Annotated in this window: 22 protein-coding genes; 8 read left to right on the top strand and 14 right to left on the bottom strand. The window is 69.6% G+C overall.

Annotated features, from left to right (window positions below; translation table 11 throughout):
* Positions 1–33: 33 nt before the first annotated feature.
* Genes ACEYYH_RS09265 through sufB form a run of 5 tightly spaced genes read right to left on the bottom strand, consistent with a single transcriptional unit; the run spans position 34 to position 4116 of the window.
* Positions 34–363 carry a metal-sulfur cluster assembly factor gene (locus tag ACEYYH_RS09265; protein WP_045298811.1) on the bottom strand — a complete coding sequence of 110 codons (330 nt, stop codon included), beginning with the start codon at positions 361–363 and terminating at the stop codon, positions 34–36.
* A gap of 10 nt (positions 364–373) precedes the next feature.
* Positions 374–1168: a Fe-S cluster assembly ATPase SufC gene (sufC, locus tag ACEYYH_RS09260; RefSeq protein WP_374977891.1), complete on the bottom strand. Its 795-nt coding sequence runs from the start codon at positions 1166–1168 to the stop codon at positions 374–376.
* A 15-nt stretch (positions 1169–1183) separates the two neighbouring features.
* The gene (locus ACEYYH_RS09255; protein WP_116193620.1) at positions 1184–1513 is read right to left on the bottom strand and encodes a non-heme iron oxygenase ferredoxin subunit; all 330 of its coding nucleotides are present in this window, start codon (positions 1511–1513) and stop codon (positions 1184–1186) included.
* On the bottom strand, positions 1510–2697 hold the full coding sequence (gene sufD, locus ACEYYH_RS09250) for a Fe-S cluster assembly protein SufD (protein ID WP_374977890.1): 1188 nt from the start codon (positions 2695–2697) through the stop codon (positions 1510–1512). Before sufD ends, ACEYYH_RS09255 begins: the two co-directional genes overlap by 4 nt.
* Positions 2698–4116 carry a Fe-S cluster assembly protein SufB gene (gene sufB / locus ACEYYH_RS09245; RefSeq protein WP_116193622.1) on the bottom strand — a complete coding sequence of 473 codons (1419 nt, stop codon included), beginning with the start codon at positions 4114–4116 and terminating at the stop codon, positions 2698–2700.
* 256 nt (positions 4117–4372) lie between these two features.
* Here sufB and ACEYYH_RS09240 point away from each other — a divergent pair, with 256 nt between their 5' ends.
* On the top strand, positions 4373–5335 hold the full coding sequence (locus ACEYYH_RS09240; RefSeq protein WP_374977889.1) for a heme A synthase: 963 nt from the start codon (positions 4373–4375) through the stop codon (positions 5333–5335).
* A gap of 93 nt (positions 5336–5428) precedes the next feature.
* Entirely contained in the window at positions 5429–5839 is a 411-nt protein-coding gene (locus ACEYYH_RS09235; RefSeq protein WP_374977888.1) for a dinucleotide-utilizing enzyme, read from the top strand.
* 69 nt (positions 5840–5908) lie between these two features.
* Here the strand turns inward: ACEYYH_RS09235 and ACEYYH_RS09230 are convergent, their stop codons facing one another.
* Positions 5909–6850 (bottom strand): heme o synthase, encoded by a 942-nt coding sequence (locus tag ACEYYH_RS09230; protein ID WP_374977887.1) that lies wholly within the window; start codon positions 6848–6850, stop codon positions 5909–5911.
* Positions 6851–7184: 334 nt separating this feature from the next.
* On the opposite strand from ACEYYH_RS09230, the gene tkt reads away from it, so the two are divergent.
* The 6 genes from tkt to pgl are packed head-to-tail and all read left to right on the top strand — an operon-like array spanning position 7185 to position 15396.
* Positions 7185–9305, top strand: coding sequence for a transketolase (gene tkt, locus ACEYYH_RS09225; RefSeq protein WP_374977886.1), 2121 nt, complete (start codon positions 7185–7187; stop codon positions 9303–9305).
* Positions 9306–9323: 18 nt separating this feature from the next.
* Positions 9324–10445 (top strand): transaldolase, encoded by a 1122-nt coding sequence (gene tal, locus ACEYYH_RS09220; protein WP_374977885.1) that lies wholly within the window; start codon positions 9324–9326, stop codon positions 10443–10445.
* Complete coding sequence (locus ACEYYH_RS09215; protein ID WP_374977884.1) at positions 10442–12064, top strand: glucose-6-phosphate isomerase; 1623 nt, start codon at positions 10442–10444, stop codon at positions 12062–12064. Before tal ends, ACEYYH_RS09215 begins: the two co-directional genes overlap by 4 nt.
* A 15-nt stretch (positions 12065–12079) precedes the next feature.
* On the top strand, positions 12080–13630 hold the full coding sequence (zwf, locus tag ACEYYH_RS09210; protein ID WP_116193628.1) for a glucose-6-phosphate dehydrogenase: 1551 nt from the start codon (positions 12080–12082) through the stop codon (positions 13628–13630).
* Entirely contained in the window at positions 13627–14583 is a 957-nt protein-coding gene (locus tag ACEYYH_RS09205; RefSeq protein WP_374977883.1) for a glucose-6-phosphate dehydrogenase assembly protein OpcA, read from the top strand. Before zwf ends, ACEYYH_RS09205 begins: the two co-directional genes overlap by 4 nt.
* A 33-nt stretch (positions 14584–14616) precedes the next feature.
* The gene (gene pgl, locus ACEYYH_RS09200) at positions 14617–15396 is read left to right on the top strand and encodes a 6-phosphogluconolactonase (protein ID WP_374977882.1); all 780 of its coding nucleotides are present in this window, start codon (positions 14617–14619) and stop codon (positions 15394–15396) included.
* Positions 15397–15477: 81 nt separating this feature from the next.
* Here the strand turns inward: pgl and ACEYYH_RS09195 are convergent, their stop codons facing one another.
* The 8 genes from ACEYYH_RS09195 to rapZ all read right to left on the bottom strand — a co-directional run bounded on the left by ACEYYH_RS09195 (position 15478) and on the right by rapZ (position 22018).
* Positions 15478–15834: an RNA polymerase-binding protein RbpA gene (locus ACEYYH_RS09195; protein WP_056367156.1), complete on the bottom strand. Its 357-nt coding sequence runs from the start codon at positions 15832–15834 to the stop codon at positions 15478–15480.
* A complete protein-coding gene (gene secG / locus ACEYYH_RS09190) occupies positions 15834–16082 on the bottom strand; it encodes a preprotein translocase subunit SecG (RefSeq protein ID WP_045298839.1) in 249 nt (82 codons plus the stop codon). The genes ACEYYH_RS09195 and secG overlap by 1 nt, the downstream gene beginning before the upstream one ends.
* Before the next feature lie 106 nt (positions 16083–16188).
* On the bottom strand, positions 16189–16980 hold the full coding sequence (gene tpiA / locus ACEYYH_RS09185; protein WP_374977881.1) for a triose-phosphate isomerase: 792 nt from the start codon (positions 16978–16980) through the stop codon (positions 16189–16191).
* Positions 16971–18185, bottom strand: a complete 1215-nt coding sequence (locus ACEYYH_RS09180) for a phosphoglycerate kinase (RefSeq protein ID WP_374977880.1) — start codon at positions 18183–18185, stop codon at positions 16971–16973. The genes tpiA and ACEYYH_RS09180 overlap by 10 nt, the downstream gene beginning before the upstream one ends.
* A 9-nt stretch (positions 18186–18194) precedes the next feature.
* On the bottom strand, positions 18195–19205 hold the full coding sequence (gene gap, locus ACEYYH_RS09175; protein ID WP_374977879.1) for a type I glyceraldehyde-3-phosphate dehydrogenase: 1011 nt from the start codon (positions 19203–19205) through the stop codon (positions 18195–18197).
* A 103-nt stretch (positions 19206–19308) separates the two neighbouring features.
* Positions 19309–19935 carry a Fe-Mn family superoxide dismutase gene (locus ACEYYH_RS09170; protein WP_116193634.1) on the bottom strand — a complete coding sequence of 209 codons (627 nt, stop codon included), beginning with the start codon at positions 19933–19935 and terminating at the stop codon, positions 19309–19311.
* Positions 19936–20089: 154 nt separating this feature from the next.
* Positions 20090–21067: a DNA-binding protein WhiA gene (gene whiA, locus ACEYYH_RS09165; RefSeq protein ID WP_374977878.1), complete on the bottom strand. Its 978-nt coding sequence runs from the start codon at positions 21065–21067 to the stop codon at positions 20090–20092.
* Between the two features lie 69 nt (positions 21068–21136).
* A complete protein-coding gene (gene rapZ, locus ACEYYH_RS09160; RefSeq protein WP_374977877.1) occupies positions 21137–22018 on the bottom strand; it encodes an RNase adapter RapZ in 882 nt (293 codons plus the stop codon).
* Positions 22019–22068 lie beyond the last annotated feature (50 nt).

Genomic DNA, 22068 nt, shown 5'->3' with positions numbered 1-22068 from the left:
GACCGCCGCCGTTGTGCGTCCTCGTATGAAGCCTCAGATCGCGAAGCCGAGCGCGCGCATCATGTCGCGCCCGTCGTCGGTGATCCGCTCGGGGCCCCACGGCGGCATCCACACCCAGTTGATGCGGAACCGCTCGACGATGTCGTCGAGCGCCTGGGCCGTCTGCTCCTCGAGCACGTCGGTGAGCGGGCAGCCGGCCGACGTGAGGGTCATGTGGATGACCAGCGCGTCGTTCTCGTCGTCCCACGCGAGATCGTAGATGAGGCCGAGGTCGACGACGTTGATGCCCAGTTCGGGGTCCATCACGTCTTTGAGAGCCTCGGTCACCTCGTCGTACTTCTCGGGGGTGAGCGTCGCCGTCATAAGATCGATCCTACGCTTCGCTGCCGACGGGGGCCTCGGCCGGCTCCACTTCGCCCGCGGGCAGGAAGCGGTCGTAGCCCTCGTCCTCGAGGCGGTCGGCCAGCTCCGGACCGCCCTCCTCGACGATGCGCCCGTTCACCATGACGTGCACGAAATCAGGAGCGATGTAGCGCAGGATCCGGGTGTAGTGCGTGATCAGCAGCACACCGAGGTCCGTCTCGGCCTTGGCGCGGTTGACGCCCTCCGACACGATCTTCAGTGCGTCGACATCGAGGCCGGAGTCGGTCTCGTCGAGCACGGCGATCTGCGGCTTGAGCAGCTCGAGCTGGAGGATCTCGTGGCGCTTCTTCTCGCCGCCCGAGAAGCCCTCGTTGACGTTGCGCGACGCGAACTTCGGGTCCATGCGCAGGTTCTTCATCGACGCCTTGACGTCCTTCGTCCACGTGCGGATCGAGGGCGCCTCGCCGTCGATCGCCGTCTTCGCGGTGCGCAGGAAGTTGGTGACGGTCACGCCCGGGATCTCGACCGGGTACTGCATCGCCAGGAACAGTCCCGCGCGCGCACGCTCGTCGACCGACATCGCGAGGACGTCCTCGCCGTCGAGCGAGATCGAGCCGCTCGTGACGGTGTACTTGGGGTGTCCGGCGATCGTGTAGGCGAGCGTCGACTTGCCGGAGCCGTTGGGGCCCATGATCGCGTGGGTCTCGCCCTTGCGGATCGTGAGGCTCACGCCGTTGAGGATCGGCGTGGTGCCGGCATCCGTCTCGACCGTCACGTGGAGGTCGCGGATCTCGAGAACAGACATTCTTCAGTACCTTCTTCAGTTCACTTCGAGCTTGACGGTCGCGTCGATGAGCACGTCATCGCCGTCGACGGTGACCGCGAAGACCGGGACCGGCTCGTACGCGGGGAGATTGAGGGGCTTGCCGGTGCGCAGCGAGAACGCCGAACCGTGGGCCCAGCACTCGAGCGATTCGCCGTCGACGAAGCCCTCCGACAGCGAGATGTCGCCGTGGGTGCAGACGTCGCCGATCGCGTGGACCTCGCCGTTGGAGTCGAGCACGAGGGCGATCGCGACGCCGTCCACCTCGACGCGGCGGGCCTCGTCCTGGACGAGGTCGCTGAGGGCGCACACGCGCTGAGCGGTCACAGGCCGGCCTCCTTGGCGAGTTCTTCCTCGATCGCGGCGAACAGCTCCGCCTCGAGGTCTTCGACACCGATCTTCTGCACGATCTCGGCGAGGAAGCCGAGCACGACGAGGCGTCGCGCTTCGTCCTCGGTGATGCCGCGGGCCTGCAGATAGAACAGCTGCTCGTCGTCGAATCGCCCGGTGGCGCTCGCGTGGCCCGCGCCGCGGATGTCGCCCGTCTCGATCTCGAGGTTGGGGATCGACTCGGCGCGCGCGCCCTCGGTGAGGACGAGGTTGCGGTTGGCCTCGTAGGAGTCGGTGCCCACGGCATCCGCCCCGATGAGGACGTCGCCGATCCAGACGGTGCGCGCCGCGGCGCCCTGCAGGGCGCTCTTGTACAGCACGTCTCCGGAGGTCTCGGCGCCCTTATGGTGCAGGTACACCTGGCTCTCGAGGTGCTGCCCCGAGTCGGAGTAGCTGAGGCCGTAGAGCTCGGCGCGTGAGCCGGTGCCCGCGAGCTCGACGCTCGGGTTGACGCGCACGACGCCGCCGCCGAAGCTCACGACGACGTGGCGCAGGGTCGCGTCGCGCTCGACACGGGCCTGGTGCGACGCCACATGCACGGCGTCGTCGTCCCAGCGCTGGACGGTCACCAGCTCGAGGTGGGCGCCGTCGCGGACGATGATCTCGATGTTCTGCGCGTGGTGCGCGGTGCCGGTGTGGTGGAAGACCACCGTCGCGTGAGAGTTCGCCTGCGCCTCGACCACGACGTGGGCGTGCGCCAGGCCGCCGGTGCCCTTCAGCGACACGACGATCGGCTCGGAGAACTCCGCGCCGGCCGGGATGCGCAGCAGCGGCGCCTCGGACTCCTGCTTCCACGCGATCGCGCTGGGCAGGTCCTCAGGCTGGAAGATCTCCCCACGGGGAGCGCTGCCGACGTCGAGGCGATCCTGGACGAGCGCCTCGGGTCCGGCGACGTCGACCTCCATGACGCCGTGGGGTCCGGCCTCATCGGTGAACAACGGCTTCAGCTGGGCGATCGGCGTGTGCTTCCAGTTGACCTCGCGGCCCGTCGGCGCCTCGAAGGCGTTCGGGTCGAACGACCAGGGTCGCTCGGAGCGGGTCTGGACGGGCACGAAAGCACCGGCGCCATCGGTGTGGCCCTTCGCGCCGGGAACGGTGGGGGCCTCGGTGGTGGGGCTCATCTAGCCGACGGATCCTTCCATGCCCATCTCGATGAGCTTGTTGAGTTCGAGCGCGTACTCCATGGGCAGCTCACGGGCGATCGGCTCGATGAAGCCGCGCACGATCATGGCCATGGCCTCGTCTTCGGGCATGCCGCGGCTCATCAGGTAGAAGAGCTGCTCCTCGCTGACCTTCGAGACCGTGGCCTCGTGGCCGAGCTGCACGTCGTCGACGCGGATGTCGATCGCGGGGTACGTGTCGGAGCGCGAGATCGTGTCGACCAGGAGCGCGTCGCAGCGCACCGTGTTCGCCGAGTGGTGTGCGTTCGCATCGACGCGCACCTCGCCGCGATAGCCGGCGCGGCCGCCGCCCCGGGCGATCGACTTCGAGACGATCGACGACTGGGTGTACGGCGCCATGTGGATCATCTTGGCGCCGGCGTCCTGGTGCTGACCGGGACCCGCGAAGGCGACCGACAGGGTCTCGCCCTTGGCGTGCTCGCCCATCAGGAAGATCGACGGGTACTTCATCGTGACCTTGGACCCGATGTTGCCGTCGATCCACTCCATCGTCGCGCCCTCGTGCGCCACGGCGCGCTTGGTGACGAGGTTGTAGACGTTGTTCGACCAGTTCTGGATCGTCGTGTAGCGCACGCGGGCGTTCTTCTTCACGATGATCTCGACGACGGCCGAGTGCAGCGAGTCGCTCTTGTAGATCGGGGCCGTGCAGCCCTCGATGTAGTGCACGTACGAGCCCTCGTCCGCGATGATCAGGGTCCGCTCGAACTGGCCCATGTTCTCGGTGTTGATGCGGAAGTACGCCTGCAGCGGGATCTCGACGTGCACGCCGGGGGGCACGTAGACGAACGAGCCGCCCGACCACACCGCGGTGTTCAGTGCGGCGAACTTGTTGTCGCCGGCGGGGATGACGGTGCCGAAGTACTCCTCGAAGAACTCGGGGTGCTCCCGCAGCGCCGTGTCGGTGTCCATGAAGATGACGCCCTGCTGCTCCAGGTCCTCGCGGATCTGGTGGTACACGACCTCGGACTCGTACTGGGCGGCCACGCCCGCGACGAGGCGCTGACGCTCCGCCTCGGGGATGCCGAGCTTCTCGTACGTGTTGCGGATGTCCTCGGGCAGCTCCTCCCAGGAGCCGGCCTGCTTCTCCGTCGACCGCACGAAGTACTTGATGTTGTCGAAGTCGATCTCGCTGAGATCCGCACCCCACGTGGGCATCGGCTTGCGCTCGAAGAGCTGCAGACCCTTGAGGCGGGTCTTGAGCATCCACTCCGGCTCGGCTTTCAGCGCCGAGATGTCGCGCACCACGAGGTCGCTCAGGCCTCGCCTGGCGCTTGCTCCCGCGGCGTCGGCATCGTGCCAGCCGAACTCGTAGACACCCAGGCCTTCCAGCTCAGGGCGATCGATCAGCACATCAGACATTGTCGTTCTCCTCCGGGTCCTGGCGGTGTGATCCGTCCCGGCATCCGTGCTCCCCGGTGGAGATACCGGAAAGGGATGCCGCTTCTCGGGCCCTCTCAGCGGCGCCGACCATCGCGCCTAGACTGTCAGTGGTGCGCGGTGCTGTGAAGCACGTGCGCAACCGACCCCTCGATTCTACAGGCTCCACCCCACCGCGGACGCGCCCGTGACGTCATACGCACCGCGCGGGAGCCTTGCCCCAGGAGGCGACCCCCGCATGTCCGTGCCACAGTCCACGACCACCGCCCCGGGAATCCGGCAGCGCTTCTGGGCATGGCTCCCCAATCGCGTCGACAAGCGGATCCGCGTGTTCGCGTGGCTGTCGTTCATCGCCGAGGTGACGATCATCGGCACGGGCGGCGCGGTCCGCCTCACCGGCTCAGGCCTCGGCTGCCCCACGTGGCCGCTCTGCACCCCGGAGTCGCTCGTGCCGACCCCGGGCATCGACGAGGGCATCCACTCCCTCATCGAGTTCGGCAACCGGCTCATGACCGGTGTGGTGGGTCTCATCGCCCTGGCCGTCTGGATCCTCGTGCTGAAGATCCGCAAGGAGCGGCGCGACCTCTACGTGCTCGCCGTCGTCGTGCTCGGCGGGGTCGCGGCGCAGGCGATCGTCGGCGGCATCACGGTCCTGACCGGCCTCAATCCGTTCATCGTCGGGTTCCACTACGTCTCGTCGCTGGCGCTGGTCTGCGTCACCGCGGCATTCCTGGTGCGGATGTCGCAGCCCGCCGGACCCCGCACGCTCCTCGTTCCCCGGTGGCACGCGGTGCTGGTGCACGTCACGACGGTGGCGATGGCGCTCACGATCGCGTTCGGTGTGCTGACGACGGGAGCCGGCCCGCACTCGGGTGACGCGGACGCCGGCCGCAACGGCTTCAACGCCGAGCTTCTGGAGCACGTCCACGCGTGGCCGGGCTATGCGCTGTTCGGCCTGACCGTCGCGCTCGTGTTCGCCGCATGGCGGGCGCGCACCACCGCCCCGGCGCTGATGCGCTGGACGGTGGTCCTGCTCGGCGTCGAACTCGTCCAGATCGCCGTGGGCCTGTACCAGGCCCGCAACGGCCTGCCCGAGCTCGCGGTGGGCGTGCACATGGTCCTCGCCGCGCTCGCGGCGGCGACGATGACGGTCGTCGTCCTGCACCTGAAGGCGCCGGGGGCAGAGGTCGCGCACAGCTGATCCATAGCAACCGGATTGGCGTCGCACGGACTCCTTTGCGAGGGTGGGATGCCGCGACCACCCGGGTCGCGCATCCCGAGGAGTGATCGACACATGCCCACCCGCCCCCGTCTCGTCCGCAGCATCCCCTTCTGGGGCCTCGTCGTCGTCTCCGTGGCGACGATCGCCGGCGGCTGGTACATCACCACCGACAAGCTCGGCTCGATGACCACGACCCTGACCGACGGCACCGCGACCGGCGTCGACGTGTACGTCGGCCAGTCGATCGCGCAGCTCGGCTCGATCCTCATCGGCGCCGGCGTCATCGGCGTCCTGCTCGCGCTCGGCGTCGCCGCCGTCTCGACGCTCCGCCCGTATCCGGCCGTCGAGGTCGTCGAGCCCATCGACTGGACCTCGGAGGCCGAGACCGCGGCCGACGAGCCCGAGGCCCCGAAGGCCGACGCCACCCCCGCCGAGACCGCGGAGCCGGTCGACGCCGAGGTCGAGGCATCCGTCGCCCGCTGACGCGCCCCACGCACGAACGTAAGAGGCCGCCCGGTTCGCCGGGCGGCCTCTTTCGTGGGTCGAGTCAGATCAGAACGGCAGCAGCGGGTCGACCGCGATCGCGACGAACAGCAGCGTGAGGTACGTGATCGACGCGTGGAACACGCGCATCGGGCGGGGCTCCGTCCCCCGCACGGCGCGGTTGTAGAGCACGTGCGACTCGTAGATGAACCAGCCGCCGAAGACGAGGGACGACACCGTGTAGACGAGACCCATGTCGGCGACGGGGATCAGCAGCAGCGAGCACACGACCGTCGCCCACGCGTAGAGGATCACCTGGAGGCCGACCTGCGAGCCGGCACGCGTCGCGCCGAGCATGGGGACGTCGACCTCCTCGTACTGATCCTTGTACTTCATCGACAGCGGCCAGTAGTGCGGCGGCGTCCACAGGAACACGAGCGCGAACAGGATGACGGGCGGCCAGGCGAGGGACCCGGTCACCGCGGTCCAGCCGATCACCACCGGGAAGCAGCCCGCGATGCCGCCCCACACGATGTTCTGCTCGGTGCGGCGCTTGAGGATCATCGTGTAGATCACGACGTAGAAGAAGATGGCGGCGGCCGACAGCGTCGCGGCCAGCCAGTTCGTGGTGAGCCACAGCCACACGGTCGAGAACACCGCGAGCGTCCACGCGAAGATCAGTGCGCCGCGCGGCGAGACCTCGCCGGTGACGAGCGGGCGGTTCACCGTGCGCTGCATGTGCGCGTCGATGTCGCGGTCCAGGTACATGTTGAACGCCGCGGCCGATCCGGCGCTCGCGGTGCCGCCGATGACGGTCGCGACGACCAGCCACACGTCGGGGAAGCCGCCCTGCGCGAGGATCATGACCGGGACGGTGGTCACCAGCAGCAGCTCGAGCACGCGCGGCTTCATCAGCGCGATGTACGCGCGGACGGTGCGACCGAAGGTCTGCGGAGCCCGGCTCGATCCGTCGACGGATGCGACGGTCCCGGCCGTCTTCGTGCTGTCCATGGCCCCCGCAATCGCTGCCTGCAGAATCCTCCCAAGTCTAGGGCATCGGCGTGTCGCACCCTGCCCGCCGGGCACGTGCAGCGGTGCCCGGCTGATCACATCGCGCGATCCGCGGGCGTGAGCAGAACGTGACTCCCGCGACACCGGGACGTCACCGGCGGCGACCTGAGGTTCGCAAGACTCTGTCACATAGACGGCTCGCATGGCCTGGGTGGCATACCCCTTCGCTATGCTGAGAAACACGCGCGCCCGTCGCCGATTCCCCCTTCTCCGTCCGGACAAGGGCCGCGAGCCGGCCACATTCCTGGGCGCACCTCCAACGAAAGGCGGCCCGGTGTCGGAACTTGCTTGGGATGAGATCGATCGGCGCGCGGTGGACACCGCCCGCGTCCTGGCAGCGGACGCCGTGGAGAAGGTCGGCAACGGCCACCCCGGCACGGCGATGAGCCTGGCGCCCGCGGCCTACTTGCTGTACCAGCGCGTGCTGCGCCACGATCCCACGGACACCCACTGGGTCGGACGCGACCGGTTCATCCTGTCGGCCGGCCACTCGTCGCTCACCCAGTACGTGCAGCTGTACCTGGGCGGATTCGGGCTCGAGCTCGACGACCTCAAGGCGCTGCGCACGTGGGGCTCGCTGACCCCGGGTCACCCCGAGTACGGCCACACCAAGGGTGTCGAGATCACCACCGGCCCGCTGGGCCAGGGTCTCGCGTCGGCGGTGGGCTTCGCGTATGCGGCCCGCTACGAGCGCGGCCTGTTCGACCCCGAGGCCCCCGCGGGCACGTCGCCGTTCGACCACTACACCTATGTGATCGCCGGTGACGGCGACCTGCAGGAGGGCGTCACCAGCGAGGCGTCGTCGCTCGCCGGCCACCAGGAGCTCGGCAACCTGATCGCGATCTACGACTCGAACCAGATCTCCATCGAGGACGACACCAACGTCGCGTTCACCGAGGACGTCGCCAAGCGCTACGAGTCCTACGGCTGGCACGTGCAGGTCGTGGACTGGAAGAAGACCGGCGAGTACGTCGAAGACGTCGCCGAGCTGTACGGCGCGCTCGAGGCCGCGAAGGGCGAGACCGCGAAGCCGTCGCTCATCATCCTGCGCACCATCATCGGCTGGCCGTCGCCCGGCAAGCAGAACACGGGCAAGATCCACGGCTCCGCGCTCGGCGCCGACGAGCTCGCCGCCACCAAGAAGGTCCTCGGCTTCGACCCCGCGCAGTCCTTCGTCGTCGCCGACGACGTCATCGCGCACACCCGGGCCCTCGCCGACCGCGCCGCCGAGGAGCGCGCGGTGTGGCAGGAGTCGTTCGACGCGTGGGCCGCCGCCAACCCCGAGCGCAAGGCGCTGTTCGACCGGCTCGAGGCCGGCGAGCTGCCCGCGGATGTGGCATCCGCGCTCCCCTCGTTCGAGGCCGGCAAGGACGTCTCGACCCGTGCCGCATCGGGCACCGTCATCAACGCGCTGGCCGCGGTGCTGCCCGAGCTGTGGGGCGGCTCGGCCGACCTCGCGGAGTCGAACCTCACCACCATCAAGGACGCGAAGTCGTTCATCCCCGCCGAGTGGTCCACCCACGAGTGGTCGGGCGACCCGTACGGCCGCGTGCTGCACTTCGGCATCCGCGAGCACGCCATGGGCGCGATCGTCAACGGCATCAAGCTGCACGGCCCGACGCGTCCGTTCGGCGGCACGTTCCTCATCTTCAGCGACTACATGCGCCCGTCGGTGCGTCTGGCCGCGCTGATGGACATCCCGTCGATCTTCGTGTGGACGCACGACTCCGTCGCGCTCGGTGAAGACGGCCCCACCCACCAGCCGGTCGAACAGCTCGCGACGCTGCGCGCCATCCCGAACTTCACAGTGGTGCGCCCGGCCGACGCGAACGAGACCTCGGCCGCGTGGCTCGAGATCGTCCGCCGCCAGGGCGGGCCCGCAGGTCTCGCGCTGACTCGACAGAACATCCCGGTGTTCGCCCGCGGCACCGGCGAGGCATCGGGTGACGTGTTCGCGTCGACCGACGGCGTCGCCAAGGGCGCGTACATCCTCGCCGAGGCGCCTGGCGGCACCCCCGACGTGATCCTCATCGCGACCGGCTCCGAGGTCCAGCTGGCGGTCGCCGCCCGCGAGACCCTCGCCGCCGAGGGCATCAACGCCCGCGTCGTGTCGGCCCCGTCGCTGGAGTGGTTCGACGAGCAGGACGCCGCGTACCGCGAGAAGGTCCTCCCCGCCGCCGTCAAGGCGCGCGTGTCGGTCGAGGCCGGCTCCGCGCTCACCTGGCGCGGCATCGTGGGGGACGCCGGCCGCTCCGTCGCGATCGACCACTTCGGCGCGTCGGCCGACTACAAGACCCTGTTCCAGAAGTTCGGCATCACCGCCGACGCCGTCGTCGAGGCCGCCCGCGAGTCCCTCGCGGCCACGGCAGCACTCGAACTCACCGCGGCGAAGTAAGCACGAGGAGAAGGCAGAATGAGCACCCCCACCGAGAAGCTGGTCGCTGAAGGCGTGAGCATCTGGCTCGACGACCTGTCGCGCGAGCGCATCACGTCGGGCAACCTGACCGAGCTCATCTCGACGCGCAACGTCTCAGGCGTCACGACGAACCCGACGATCTTCCAGGGCGCGATCGGCGGCGGCGGACACGCGTACGCCGACCAGCTCGCCGAGCTCGCGAAGGCGGGCGCGTCGGTCGACGACGCGATCTTCGCGGCGACGACCGACGACGTGCGCGACGCGGCCGACATCTTCCGTCCCGTCTACGACGCCACGGGCGGCGTGGACGGCCGCGTGTCGATCGAGGTCTCCCCCGACCTCGCGCACGACACCGACGCGACGATCGCGCAGGCCAAGGAGCTGTGGGCGAAGGTCGACCGCCCCAACGTGCACATCAAGATCCCCGCCACGAAGGCCGGCCTGCCGGCCATCACGGCGGTGCTGGCCGAGGGCATCTCGGTCAACGTCACGCTGATCTTCAGCCTCGAGCGCTACGCCGAGGTCATCGAGGCCTTCCTCGCCGGTCTCGAGCGGGCGCAGGCGAACGGCCACGACATCTCGCAGATCCACTCCGTGGCGTCGTTCTTCGTCTCGCGCGTGGACACCGAGGTCGACAGGCGTCTCGCCACGATCGGCACCGACGAGGCCGAGGGCCTGAAGTCGCTCGCCGGCGTCGCGAACGCCCGCCTCGCGTACGAGCTGTACGAGAAGGAGTTCGCCACCGACCGCGCCACGGCGCTGACGGAGGCCGGCGCCCACCCCCAGCGTCCGCTCTGGGCCTCGACCGGCGTCAAGGACCCCAACCTCCCCGACACGCTGTACGTCACCGAGCTCGTCGCCCCCGGCACCGTCAACACCATGCCGGAGAAGACGCTCGAGGCGACGTTCGACCACGGCCAGGTCGCCGGCGACACCGTGACCGGCACCTACGAGGCCGCGCACCAGGTCTTCGACCGCCTCGCCGCCGTCGGCGTCGACTTCGCCGACGTCACCCAGGTGCTCGAGGACGAGGGCGTCAGCAAGTTCATCGCCTCCTGGCACGACCTGCAGGGCACCGTGAAGACGGCCCTCGAGGACGCACTCCAGGCCACCCGATGAGCTTCGACATCCACCTGTCGGGGCACGTCAAGTCGGTCGTCGAGGCGACGCTCCCCGGGCTCGTCGCGAGCCTGGTGGCGTCGGGGATCACCGGCGGCGACTCGTCGCTGTGGGGTCCCGAGGCGGAGGACGAGGCATCCCGTCGGCTCGGGTGGACCGAGGCCGTGAGCGTCTCGCGCCCCCTGGTCCCCGAGATCCTCGCGCTGCGCGAGCGCCTGCGCGCCCGCAACGTGACCCGAATCGTGCTCGCGGGCATGGGCGGCTCGTCGCTCGCGCCCGAGGTCATCGCGCAGACGTCGGGTGCGCCGCTCGTGATCCTCGACTCGACCGCGCCGGGCCAGGTGCTGGCCGCCATCGACGGCGACGCGCAGGCCGGCGACCTCACGCGCACCGCGCTCGTGGTGTCGTCGAAGTCGGGGTCGACGGTCGAGACGGACTCGGCCAAGCGCGCGTTCGAGGCCGCCTTCCGCGACCTCGGCATCGACCCCTCCGAGCGGATCATCGTCGTGACCGATCCGGGCTCGCCGCTGGACGCGGAGGCCCGCGCCGACGGGTACACCGTGTTCAACGCCGACCCGACCGTGGGAGGCCGCTACTCCGCGCTCACGGCGTTCGGGCTCGTGCCGGCCGGACTCGCCGGCGCCGACATCTCGGAGCTCCTCGACGAGGCCGAGGCGTCACTGCTCGAGGTCTCGATCGACAGCCCCGACAACCCCGCGCTCGTGCTCGCCGCGGCGATCGCCGGCGGTGAGCCCCGCAAGGACAAGCTCGGCCTCATCACCGACGGCACCCACATCGTCGGGCTCCCCGACTGGATCGAGCAGCTCGTCGCCGAGTCGACGGGCAAGGAGGGAACCGGGATCCTGCCCGTCGTCCTGCTTCCCGTCTCCCCCGAGGTCGACGCGAAGCCTGCCGATCTGCAGATCGTCCGCTTCGTCGACGAGGCCAAGAAGTTCCACCTGTTCGAGCACCACGAGGGCGAGATCCTCGTGAGCGGCTCGCTCGGTGCGCAGTTCGTGGTCTGGGAGTACGCGACGGCGATCGCGGGACGGATGCTGGGAATCAACCCGTTCGACCAGCCCGACGTCGAATCCGCCAAGGTCGCGGCCCGTGGTCTGCTCGACGCGCGTCCCGAGCCCACCGCTCCGGCGTTCGCCGTGGAGGGCGTCGAAGTGCGGGTCTCGGACCCGGAGCTCGCCGCATCCGGAACCGTGGCAGGCGTGCTCGACGCGCTCTGGGCTCGACTTCCCGGCGACGGCTACGTCGCGATCCAGGCGTACGTCAACCGCCTCGAGCTCGGCCAGCTCGCGGGCCTCCGCGAACTCGTCGCGGCGGACTCCGGTCGCCCTGCCACGTTCGGCTGGGGACCCCGCTTCCTCCACTCGACGGGGCAGTTCCACAAGGGCGGCCCCGCGAACGGCGTGTTCCTGCAGATCCTCGAGCAGACCGACACCGACCTCGAGATCCCCGGCCGGCCGTTCACGTTCGGCCAGCTGATCCAGGCGCAGGCCGCGGGCGACGCGGCCGTGCTCGCCGAAGTCCACGGCCGTCCGGTCGTGACCCTGACCCTCACCGACCCCCAGATCGAAGTGCTCTCGCTCTTCGAAGCGGCACAGTAGGAGTTCGATCCCCACATGACCGTCGAGATCTCGCGCGGGCACAACCCGCTGCGCGACCCCGAAGACCGTCGCCTCAACCGCATCGCCGGCCCGAGCGCGCTCGTCATCTTCGGCGTCACGGGAGACCTCTCCCGCAAGAAGCTCATGCCCGCCGTCTACGACCTCGCCAACCGAGGGCTGCTGCCTCCCGGCTTCGCGCTCGTCGGCTTCGCGCGGCGCGACTGGGAGGACCAGGACTTCGCCAAGGTCGTCTACGACGCGGTGCGCCAGCACGCGCGCACCGAGTTCCGCGACGAGACGTGGCAGCAGCTGCTCCAGGGCATCCGCTTCGTCTCGGGCGAGTTCGACGACCCGGAGGCCTTCCGCCGCCTGAAGGAGACCGTCGACAAGCTCGACACCGAGCGCGGCACGATGGGCAACCACGCGTACTACCTGTCGATCCCGCCGAAGGCGTTCCCCCTCGTCGCGGAGCAGCTGAAGGCGTCGGGCCTCGTCGACGACACCGCCGACCAGCCGGACCGCTGGCGCCGCGTCGTCATCGAGAAGCCGTTCGGCCACGACCAGGAGTCGGCACGCGCTCTCAACGACGTGCTGCGATCGGCGTTCCCGACGGACTCGATCTTCCGCATCGACCACTATCTCGGCAAGGAGACGGTCCAGAACATCCTGGCGCTGCGCTTCGCGAACGAGCTGTACGAGCCGATCTGGAACCGCAACTACGTCGACCACGTGCAGATCACGATGGCGGAAGACATCGGGGTGGGCGGCCGCGCCGGCTACTACGACGGTGTCGGCGCCGCTCGCGACGTCATCCAGAACCACCTTCTGCAGCTGATGGCGCTCACCGCGATGGAGGAGCCGATCTCGTTCGACGCGAAGGACCTCCGCGCCGAGAAGGAGAAGGTGCTCGCTGCGGTCACCCTCCCGGCGGATCTCGCGCGTTCGACCGCCCGCGGTCAGTACGCCGGCGGATGGCAGGGCGGCGAGAAGGTGCTGGGCTTCCTCGAGGAGGACGGCATGAACCCGCAGTCCACGACCGAGACGTATGCCGCCGTCACTCTCGAGGTGAACACGCGCCGCTGGGCCGGCGTTCCGTTCTATCTGCGCACCGGCAAGCGCCTCGGCCGCCGCGTCACCGAGATCGCCGTGGTGTTCAAGCGCGCCCCCGAGCTGCTGTTCTCGCGCAGCCAGACCTCGGGTCAGGGCCAGAACGCCCTCGTGATCCGCGTCCAGCCCGATGAGGGCGTGACGATCCGCTTCGGCTCCAAGGTGCCCGGGGCCGGCGCCCAGGTGCGCGACGTCACGATGGACTTCGGCTACGGCCACGCGTTCACCGAGGCGAGCCCGGAGGCCTACGAGCGCCTCATCCTCGACGTGCTCCTCGGCGACCCGCCGCTGTTCCCGCGGCACGAAGAGGTCGAACTGTCGTGGAAGATCCTCGACCCGATCGAGAAGTTCTGGGAAGCCCAGGGCGGACCGCTCGAACAGTACTCGCCCGGGTCGTGGGGCCCGGATTCCGCGGACGAGATGCTCTCCCGCGATGGTCGCACCTGGAGGCGCCCGTGATCGTCGACCTTCCCGACACCACCGTCAGCAAGATCTCGCGTGCACTCGTCAACGTGCGCGAGGAGGGCGGAGCGGTCGCGCTCGGCCGCGTGCTGACACTCGTCATCCTGACGCGCGAGGGCGCTGTCGAAGAGGTGATCGAGGCCGCGAACGACGCGTCCCGCGAGCACCCGATGCGCGTCATCGTGCTCATGATCCCCGACTCCGGCGACGGCGAGTCCCGCCTCGATGCGCAGATCCGTGTCGGCGGCGACGCCGGCGCGAGCGAGGTCGTCACGCTGCGCGCGTTCGGCGACGCCGGCCGTTCGAACCTCGAGAGCCTCGTGACCGGCCTCCTCCTCCCCGACGCCCCCGTCGTGGTGTGGTGGCCCAATCGGACTCCCGAACACATCTCGCGGACGTCGATCGGCCGCATCGCGCAGCGCCGGATCACGGATGCCGCGACCAAGTCCGACCCGTCGGCCTGGGTCGCCGGCCTCGGCGAGCAGTACGCGCCGGGCGACACCGACCTCGCGTGGACGCGCCTGACACGCTGGCGCGAGCAGCTGGCCGCGATCCTCGACCAGCCCCCGTACGAGCCCGTCGTGGGCGTCCGCGTGCGCGGGGCCTCCGACTCGCCCTCCACGGCGCTTCTGGCCGCGTGGCTGCGTCTCACGCTCGACGTGCCGGTCGACTGGGCGTACCTCGACGCGGACGAGTGGCCGCACGGCATCAAGTCCGTCGCGCTGGTGCGCCCGAGCGGCGAGGTTCTGCTGGAGCGCCCGACGCCCGGCGTCGCCATCCTCACGCAGCCCGGCCAGCCGACCCACGACCTCGCGTTCCCCCGCCGGACGCTCCGCGAATGCCTCGCGGAGGAGCTCCGTCGGCTCGACCCGGACGTCCTGTATGGTCGAGTCATCACCGAGGGTTGGGATCTGCTCGACCCCCCGGTGACGAAGGAGACGCAGGCCTGATGAGCGGTGCGCGGGTGACGGACAGGACGCAGGATGCCTGAAGGCTGGGCAGAGAAACGCGTCATCATCCATCCCGATCCCGCCGCCCTCGCCGAGTCGGTCGCCCCGCGCTTCCTGCGTCGCGTCGCCACGCGGGTCGACGAGGGCAAGCTCGCCCACGTCGCGCTGACCGGTGGCTGGATGACCGCCGCCGTGCTCGGCGCCGCGGCACGCAACCCTCGCGCGGAGCGCATCGACTGGTCGCGCGTGCACTTCTGGTGGTGCGACGAGCGGTTCGTGCCACTCGGCCACGCCGACCGCAACGATCGCCAGGCGCGCGAGGCGTTCATCGACGGTCTCGACATCCCGACGGAGAACGTCCACGCCGCCCTCGGGCCCGGCGACGGCGTCGACCTGGATGCCGCGGCCGCCGCCTACGCCCAGGACCTGGCGCGCTTCCCGAGCGACGAGGGCGCATGGCCGTCGTTCGACGTCTGCTTCCTCGGCGTCGGACCCGACGGGCACATCGCGTCGCTGTTCCCCGACCGCCCCGAGATCCAGATCACGGACCGCTCGGTGGTCCCGGTGCGCGACGCCCCCAAGCCGCCGCCGGAGCGCATCACCATGACGCGCCCGGTGATCAACAGCTCGAAGCGGCTGTGGCTCGTCCTCGCCGGCACCGACAAGGCGGCCGCGCTGGGGCTCGCCCTCGCCGGCGCGAGCTACGCGAGCGTGCCGGCTGCCGGCGCGAAGGGCCGCACGCGCACGACGTTCTTCGTCGACCAGGCCGCCGCCGCCCAGGTGCCGCCGGACCTCATCGACCGGGAGTATTGACGCGGCTCGGCCGACGGACCTCTGACAGACGAGAAGAGCGGATGCTGCAGCATCCGCTCTTCTCGTCTGTCTGTGGTGGACTCAGTCCTGGCCGCGACGCTCGCGCAGCTGCTTGAGGGCGTCGTCGAGGAGGGTCTCGGCCTCTTCCTCGGTGCGACGCTCCTTCACGTAGGCGAGGTGCGTCTTGTACGGCTCGGTCTTCGCGACGGCGGGAGGATTCTCCTTGTCACGGCCGGCCGGCAGACCCGAATGCGGGGAGTCGATCGTGTCGGGGATCTCTTCCTCGGGGATGCCCGCCGCGAAGTAGCGGACGGTCTCGTTGCCCAGGGCGTCCCAGTACGAGACGGCCACGCGCTCGGCGTGGAAGCCGTGGTCCTGCTCGCCCATCGGGCCCGCACCGACGCGGGTACCGCGGATCGCGTTGCCTCCGGTGGCCATCAGAGGGCCTGGAACTTCGTGATCAGGCCGAGGGCGACGATCGAGGCGAACCACACCAGGGCGAGGACCACGGTGAACCGGTTGAGGTTGCGCTCGGCGAGGCCCGAGGAGCCGAGCGCCGACGTCATACCGCCGCCGAACATGTCGGACAGCCCGCCGCCGCGCCCCTTGTGGAGCAGGATGAGGAGAGTCAGCAGGAGACTCGTGATGCCGAGAAGCACCTGCAGGACGAACTCGAGGATCTGCACAGTCGTTGAAGCCTTTCGCTGCGATCGTTCGCCGATCGCACAAGGGTCAAGTATACGTGTAGGCCGGCGGGCAGTGAGGAATCCTCACCGCCCGCCGGCCGCGGGGTCAGACCCCGACGTGCTTCTGGTAGCGGATGATCGCCGCGAACTCGTCGACGACGAGGCTCGCACCGCCGACCAGGGCGCCGTCCACGTCGGGCTCGCGCATGAAGCTCGCGATGTTCGCGGACTTCACCGACCCGCCGTAGAGCACACGCGTGCGCGCTGCCGCGTCCGCGCCGAGCTTCTCGCCGATGACCTCGCGGAGCTTCGCGCAGACGTCCTGCGCCTGCTCGGGCGTCGCGGCCTGGCCGGAGCCGATCGCCCAGACGGGCTCGTAGGCGACGACGATGTCGGCGTCGGCCTTCAGACCCTCCAGCGCGACGGAGAGCTGGCTGACGGGCACGGCGCTCGCGCCGAACTTCTCCAGGTCTTCGCTGGTCTCGCCGACGCAGATCACGGGCACGAGGCCGTGCTTGAGCGCCGCCTTGACCTTCGAGCCCACGATCTCGTCCGTCTCGTCGTGGTACTGCCGGCGCTCGGAGTGGCCGATGATGACGTACTTCACGTCGAGCCTGGCCAGGAACGCGCCCGAGATCTCGCCGGTGTAGGCGCCGGAGTCGTGCGCCGACAGATCCTGCGCGCCGAGGGCGAACGGGATCTTGTCGGCATCGAGCAGCGTCTGCACCGTGCGCAGGTCGGTGAAGGGCGGGAAGACCGCGACCTCGACCGAGCCGTCCTCGTGCTTGGCGTCCTTGAGGGTCCAGTGCAGCTTCTGCACGAAGGCGACCGCCTGCAGGTGGTCGAGGTTCATCTTCCAGTTGCCCGCGATGAGCGGGGTGCGGCTGCTCAGTGCCATCCGAGGACCTCCAGTCCGGGGAGCTTCTTGCCCTCGAGGAACTCGAGGCTGGCGCCGCCGCCGGTCGAGATGTGACCGAAGGCGTCGTCGGCGAATCCGAGCTGGCGGACCGCCGCGGCGGAGTCGCCGCCGCCGACGACCGACAGGCCGTCGACCTCGGTGAGGGCCTCGGCGACCGCCTTGGTGCCCGCGGCGAACGGTGCGAGCTCGAACACACCCATCGGGCCGTTCCAGAACACCGTCTGGGAGTCGCGCACGAGAGCGGCGAAGCGCTCGGCGGTGTCGGGGCCGATGTCGAGTCCGAGGCCGGAGGCGCCGAAAGCGGTGTCTTCGATCGCGTCGGCGCTGGTCACCACGTGCTCCGCGTCGGCGCCGAACTTGGAGGCGACGACGACGTCGGTCGGGAGCACGAGCTCGACACCCGACTCCTCGGCGCGCCGCATGTACTCGCGGACCGTGTCGAGCTGGTCGGCCTCGAGGAGGCTCGAGCCGACCTTGTGGCCCTGCGCGGCGAGGAAGGTGAACAGCATGCCGCCGCCGATGAGGAGGCGGTCGACGCGCGGCAGCAGATGGTCGATGACGCCCAGCTTGTCACTGACCTTCGAGCCGCCGAGCACGACCGTGTACGGGCGCTCGGGGTTCTCGGTCAGGCGGTCGAGGACGTCGACCTCCTTCTCGATGAGGAACCCGGCGGCCGACGGCAGGATCTCGGCGAGGTCGTAGACCGACGCCTGCTTGCGGTGCACGACGCCGAACCCGTCGGAGACGAGCACGTCGCCGAGCGTGGCGAGTTCCTCCGCGAACGCGCGACGGGTCGCGTCGTCCTTCGCGGTCTCACCAGGGTTGAACCGGAGGTTCTCGATGATCGCGACGTCGCCGTCCTCGAGGGCGGCGACCGCTTCGCGGGCCGACTCCCCCACCGTGTCGCGCGCGAACGCGACGGGCTTGCCGAGGAGCTCCGAGAGTCGCTGGGCGACCGGCTCGAGGCTGTACTTCGCATCGGGGGCACCGTCGGGCCGGCCGAGGTGCGAGCAGACGACGACGCGGGCGCCCTGGTTGATCAGGGCGTTGAGCGTAGGGAGCGTGGCCCGCACACGGCCATCGTCCGTGATGATCCCGCCCTGGAGAGGGACGTTGAGATCAGCACGGACGATGACGCGCTTGCCGGCCAGCGAACCCAGCGAATCGAGGGTGCGCAGGGCCATGGCTGCGACTTACAGGCTCTCGGCGACGTACTCGGTGAGGTCGACCAGGCGGTTCGAGTAACCCCACTCGTTGTCGTACCAGGCCGAGACCTTCACCAGGTTGCCGCTGACGTTCGTGAGCTCGGCGTCGAAGACCGACGAGTGCGGGTCGAGCTGGATGTCGCTGGAAACGATCGGGTCGGCGTTGTACTTGAGGTAGCCCACCAGGCGTCCGTCCGCGGCGGCGGCCTCGTACGCGGCGTTGACCGCCTCCTTTGTGAGCCCCTCGGTGTTGGTGACGATCGTGAGGTCGACGATGGAGCCGGTGGGAACCGGCACACGGTACGACGAGCCGCTCAGCTTGCCGTTGAGCTCGGGCAGCACGAGGCCGATCGCCTTGGCCGCGCCGGTCGAGGCCGGGACGATGTTGATCGCCGCTGCGCGGGCGCGGTGCAGGTCGCTGTGCGGGCCGTCCTGCAGGTTCTGGTCGGCCGTGTACGCATGCGCGGTCATCATGAAGCCGCGCTCGATGCCGAACGCGTCGTTGAAGACCTTCGCCAGCGGCGCCAGGCAGTTCGTGGTGCACGACGCGTTCGAGATGATGTTCATCGTCGCCGGGTCGTAGGTGTCCTCGTTCACGCCCATGACGAACGTGCCGTCGACGTCGGTGCCGGGGGCCGAGATGATGACCTTCTTGGCCCCGCCATCGAGGTGCTTCTTGGCGTCGACGGCCTTGGTGAAGCGGCCGGTCGACTCGATGACGACGTCGACACCGAGCTCGCCCCAGGGCAGGTTGGCGGGGTCACGCTCCTCGAAGACCTTGATGGCCTTGCCGTTGACGGTGATCGAGTCCTCGTCGTACGAGACGTCGGCGTCGAGACGGCCGCCCACCGAGTCGTACTTGAGCAGGTGCGCAAGCGTCTTGTTGTCGGTGAGGTCGTTCACCGCCACGATGTCGAGGTCCGCACCCTGCGCGAGGGCTGCGCGAAGGAAGTTGCGTCCGATTCGGCCGAAGCCGTTGATGCCGATCTTGACAGTCACGGAGTTTCTCCTGAGATGTGTCGTGCGCGAATGCGCGGTTGTTGCGATGCGAACGAGGACAACGGCGTCCCGGCGGGCTGTCCCGCCGGGACGGCCGCGCTAACTAGGACAGTACCAGCAGGCCAGAGGTCTTCTGACGGGCGGCATCGAGGCGCTGCGCGACGTTCTGCCAGTTCGCGATGTTCCAGACCGCCTTGACGTAGTCGGCCTTGACGTTGAGGTAGTCGAGGTAGAAGGCGTGCTCCCACATGTCGAGCTGGAAGATCGGGATCGTGCCCTGTGCGGTGTTGCCCTGCTGGTCGAACAGCTGCTGGATGATGAGCTGCTCGCCGATCGGGTCCCAGCTGAGGACGGCCCAGCCCGAGCCCTGGATCCCGTTGGCCGCGGCGGTGAAGTGCGCCTGGAACTTGTCGAAGCCGCCGAAGAACTCGTCGATGGCGGCCTTCAGCTCACCCTCGGGCTCGCCGCCGCCCTCGGGCGACAGGTTGGTCCAGAAGATCGAGTGGTTGACGTGGCCACCGAGGTGGAACGCGAGGTCCTTCTCGAGCTTGTTCACGTTCGCGAGGTTGCCGGATTCGCGCGCCTCGGCCAGCTGCTCCAGTGCGGTGTTCGCACCGGTCACGTACGCCTGGTGGTGCTTGCTGTGATGCAGCTCCATGATCTTGCCGCTGATGTGCGGCTCGAGTGCGGCGTAGTCGTAAGGGAGGTCGGGCAAGGTGTACTTCGCCATGTTCTCTTCTTCCTGTCGGCGCGCGCCGAAATCCCCGGCGCAGCGAGGGTGACGGATTCATCCTACTGAGCGGCAACGCACGCGCGGCGGGGTTGCTTCCGTCTGTGACGTGTGGAAGACGGATGCTGCGGCCCGCAGCGTCCGGACACGCCTCTCAGTCTTCGATGCCGGCGGGGACGGCCGATTCGGTGCCGGGAAGGCCCTCGGCATCGGCCTTCTTGTCCGCCATCGCGAGCAGGCGGCGGATGCGGCCGGCGACGGCGTCCTTGGTGAGCGGCGGGTCGGCGTGGTGACCGAGTTCGTCGAGGCTCGCGTCGCGGTGCGCGAGGCGGAGGTCGCCGGCCTGACGGAGGTGGTCGGGCACCTCGTCGCCGAGGATCTCGAGCGCGCGCTCGACGCGCGCGCAGGCGGCGACGGCGGCCTGGGCCGAGCGGCGGAGGTTCGCGTCGTCGAAGTTGACGAGCCGGTTGACGCCGGCGCGCACCTCGCGGCGCTGACGCATCTGGTCCCATTCGGCGGCGGCGCGCACGGCCCCCATCGCTGCGAGGGCGGCGCGGATCGCCTCACCCTCGCGCACGACGACGCGCGGGATGCCGCGCACCTCGCGTGCCTTGCCGGCGATGCCGAGGCGGTGCGCGGCGCCGACGAGCGCCATCGCGGCCTCGGATGAGGGGCAGGTGATCTCGAGCGCGGCCGAGCGGCCCGGATCGCTGAGCGTGCCGGCAGCAAGGAACGCGCCGCGCCAGATGGCGGCGAGGTCGCCGCGCGAGCCGGTGGTGAGCTTGTTGGGGAGACCGCGGACCGGGCGGCGGCGCTGGTCGAGGAGGCCGGTCTGCCGGGCGAGCGTCTCGCCGCCCTCGATCACGCGGACGGCGTAGTGGCTGCCGGTCCGGGCTCCGGAGCCCTGCACGTGGACGAGCTCGGGTCGCACGCCGTAGAGCTCGACGAGGTCGCGAGCGGTGCGGCGCGCGAGGGTGTCGGAGTCCAGCTCGGCCTCGACAGCGACGCGGTTGGCGATCGAGTGCAGGCCTCCCGAGAATCGCAGCAGCGACGTGAGCTCGGCCACCCGTGCCGTAGGGCGCGGGTCTCGCACGGTGATCAGCTCGGCCTTCACGTCAGCGGTCAGCGACACGGGTCTCCTTCATGGGTCTTGCGGGAACGACCGTCAAGCCTACCCGGCCGCTCCGGCCGGGCGGCCCCGTCACTCGCGCCCGAGATCGCGGTGCGTCACGCGGACCGCGACGCCGGGCACGCTCGCGAGGCGCTGCGCGAGCTCGCGGACCATCACGACCGAGCGGTGCTTCCCGCCCGTGCAGCCGATCGCGACGACGGAGTGGCTCTTGTTCTCCCGCTGGTAGCCCTCGAGCACCGGACGCAGCGCCGCACTGTACGCGTCGAGGAACTCCTCCGCGCCCTCCTGGCCGAGCACGTACTCGCGGACCTCCTCGTCCTCCCCCGTGAACGGACGCAGCCGTTCGTCCCAGAACGGGTTCGGGAGGAACCGCATGTCGGCGACGATGTCGGCGTCGGGCGGCAGACCGTACTTGAAGCCGAAGCTCTGAAGCGTCAGCGTGTGCCGTGCCGCACCCTCCTCGCTGAAGAGGTCGGCGACCTTGGTGGCCAGCTGGTGGATGTTGTACGACGACGTGTCGATGATGACGTCGGCGCTCTCGCGGACGGCCGCCAGGCGCGCACGCTCGCGACGGATGCCGTCGAGGATCGTGCCGTCCCCCTGCAGCGGGTGCGGGCGCCGCACCGCCTCGAAGCGCCGGACGAGCACCTCATCCGAGGCATCCAGGAACAGCAGCCGGATCTGCCGGCGCTCGCGGAGCGCGCGCATCGCGTCGGGGAGGTCTGAGAAGAGGTCGCGTCCGCGTACGTCGACCACCACGGCCACCCGGGGCAGCACTCCGCCGGCGAGCTCGGTGAGATCGAGCAGCGGCTTGAGCATCTGCGGAGGGAGGTTGTCGACGACGTACCAGTCGAGATCCTCCAGCGCGTTCGCCGCCGTCGACCGCCCGGCACCCGACATACCCGTGACGATCAGCACTTCTCCGACGTCGTGACGCGTCGCCTCGCCCATGACCACCCCCGTCCTGACAAGCCTAGTCATACCGGACGGCCGCTCGTCGG

Source organism: Microbacterium trichothecenolyticum, from assembly GCF_041938625.1.
In the GTDB taxonomy this organism is placed as follows: domain Bacteria; phylum Actinomycetota; class Actinomycetes; order Actinomycetales; family Microbacteriaceae; genus Microbacterium; species Microbacterium trichothecenolyticum_D.
Note: the sequence above shows the minus strand (reverse complement) of the source record. Positions and strands in the feature narration are given on the sequence as shown.

Excerpts from the sequence above, each read along its gene's own strand:
- ACEYYH_RS09235 (WP_374977888.1), top strand. The coding sequence starts at position 5,429 with ATGCCCACCCGCCCCCGTCTCGTCCGCAGCATCCCCTTCTGGGGCCTC.
- ACEYYH_RS09180 (WP_374977880.1), bottom strand. The coding sequence starts at position 18,185 with ATGGCCCTGCGCACCCTCGATTCGCTGGGTTCGCTGGCCGGCAAGCGC.
- tal (WP_374977885.1), top strand. The coding sequence starts at position 9,324 with ATGAGCACCCCCACCGAGAAGCTGGTCGCTGAAGGCGTGAGCATCTGG.
- ACEYYH_RS09170 (WP_116193634.1), bottom strand. The coding sequence starts at position 19,935 with ATGGCGAAGTACACCTTGCCCGACCTCCCTTACGACTACGCCGCACTC.
- pgl (WP_374977882.1), top strand. The coding sequence starts at position 14,617 with ATGCCTGAAGGCTGGGCAGAGAAACGCGTCATCATCCATCCCGATCCC.
- sufC (WP_374977891.1), bottom strand. The coding sequence starts at position 1,168 with ATGTCTGTTCTCGAGATCCGCGACCTCCACGTGACGGTCGAGACGGAT.
- ACEYYH_RS09265 (WP_045298811.1), bottom strand. The coding sequence starts at position 363 with ATGACGGCGACGCTCACCCCCGAGAAGTACGACGAGGTGACCGAGGCT.
- ACEYYH_RS09215 (WP_374977884.1), top strand. The coding sequence starts at position 10,442 with ATGAGCTTCGACATCCACCTGTCGGGGCACGTCAAGTCGGTCGTCGAG.
- tpiA (WP_374977881.1), bottom strand. The coding sequence starts at position 16,980 with ATGGCACTGAGCAGCCGCACCCCGCTCATCGCGGGCAACTGGAAGATG.
- ACEYYH_RS09195 (WP_056367156.1), bottom strand. The coding sequence starts at position 15,834 with ATGGCCACCGGAGGCAACGCGATCCGCGGTACCCGCGTCGGTGCGGGC.
- sufD (WP_374977890.1), bottom strand. The coding sequence starts at position 2,697 with ATGAGCCCCACCACCGAGGCCCCCACCGTTCCCGGCGCGAAGGGCCAC.
- ACEYYH_RS09230 (WP_374977887.1), bottom strand. The coding sequence starts at position 6,850 with ATGGACAGCACGAAGACGGCCGGGACCGTCGCATCCGTCGACGGATCG.
- sufB (WP_116193622.1), bottom strand. The coding sequence starts at position 4,116 with ATGTCTGATGTGCTGATCGATCGCCCTGAGCTGGAAGGCCTGGGTGTC.
- zwf (WP_116193628.1), top strand. The coding sequence starts at position 12,080 with ATGACCGTCGAGATCTCGCGCGGGCACAACCCGCTGCGCGACCCCGAA.
- rapZ (WP_374977877.1), bottom strand. The coding sequence starts at position 22,018 with ATGGGCGAGGCGACGCGTCACGACGTCGGAGAAGTGCTGATCGTCACG.
- ACEYYH_RS09240 (WP_374977889.1), top strand. The coding sequence starts at position 4,373 with ATGTCCGTGCCACAGTCCACGACCACCGCCCCGGGAATCCGGCAGCGC.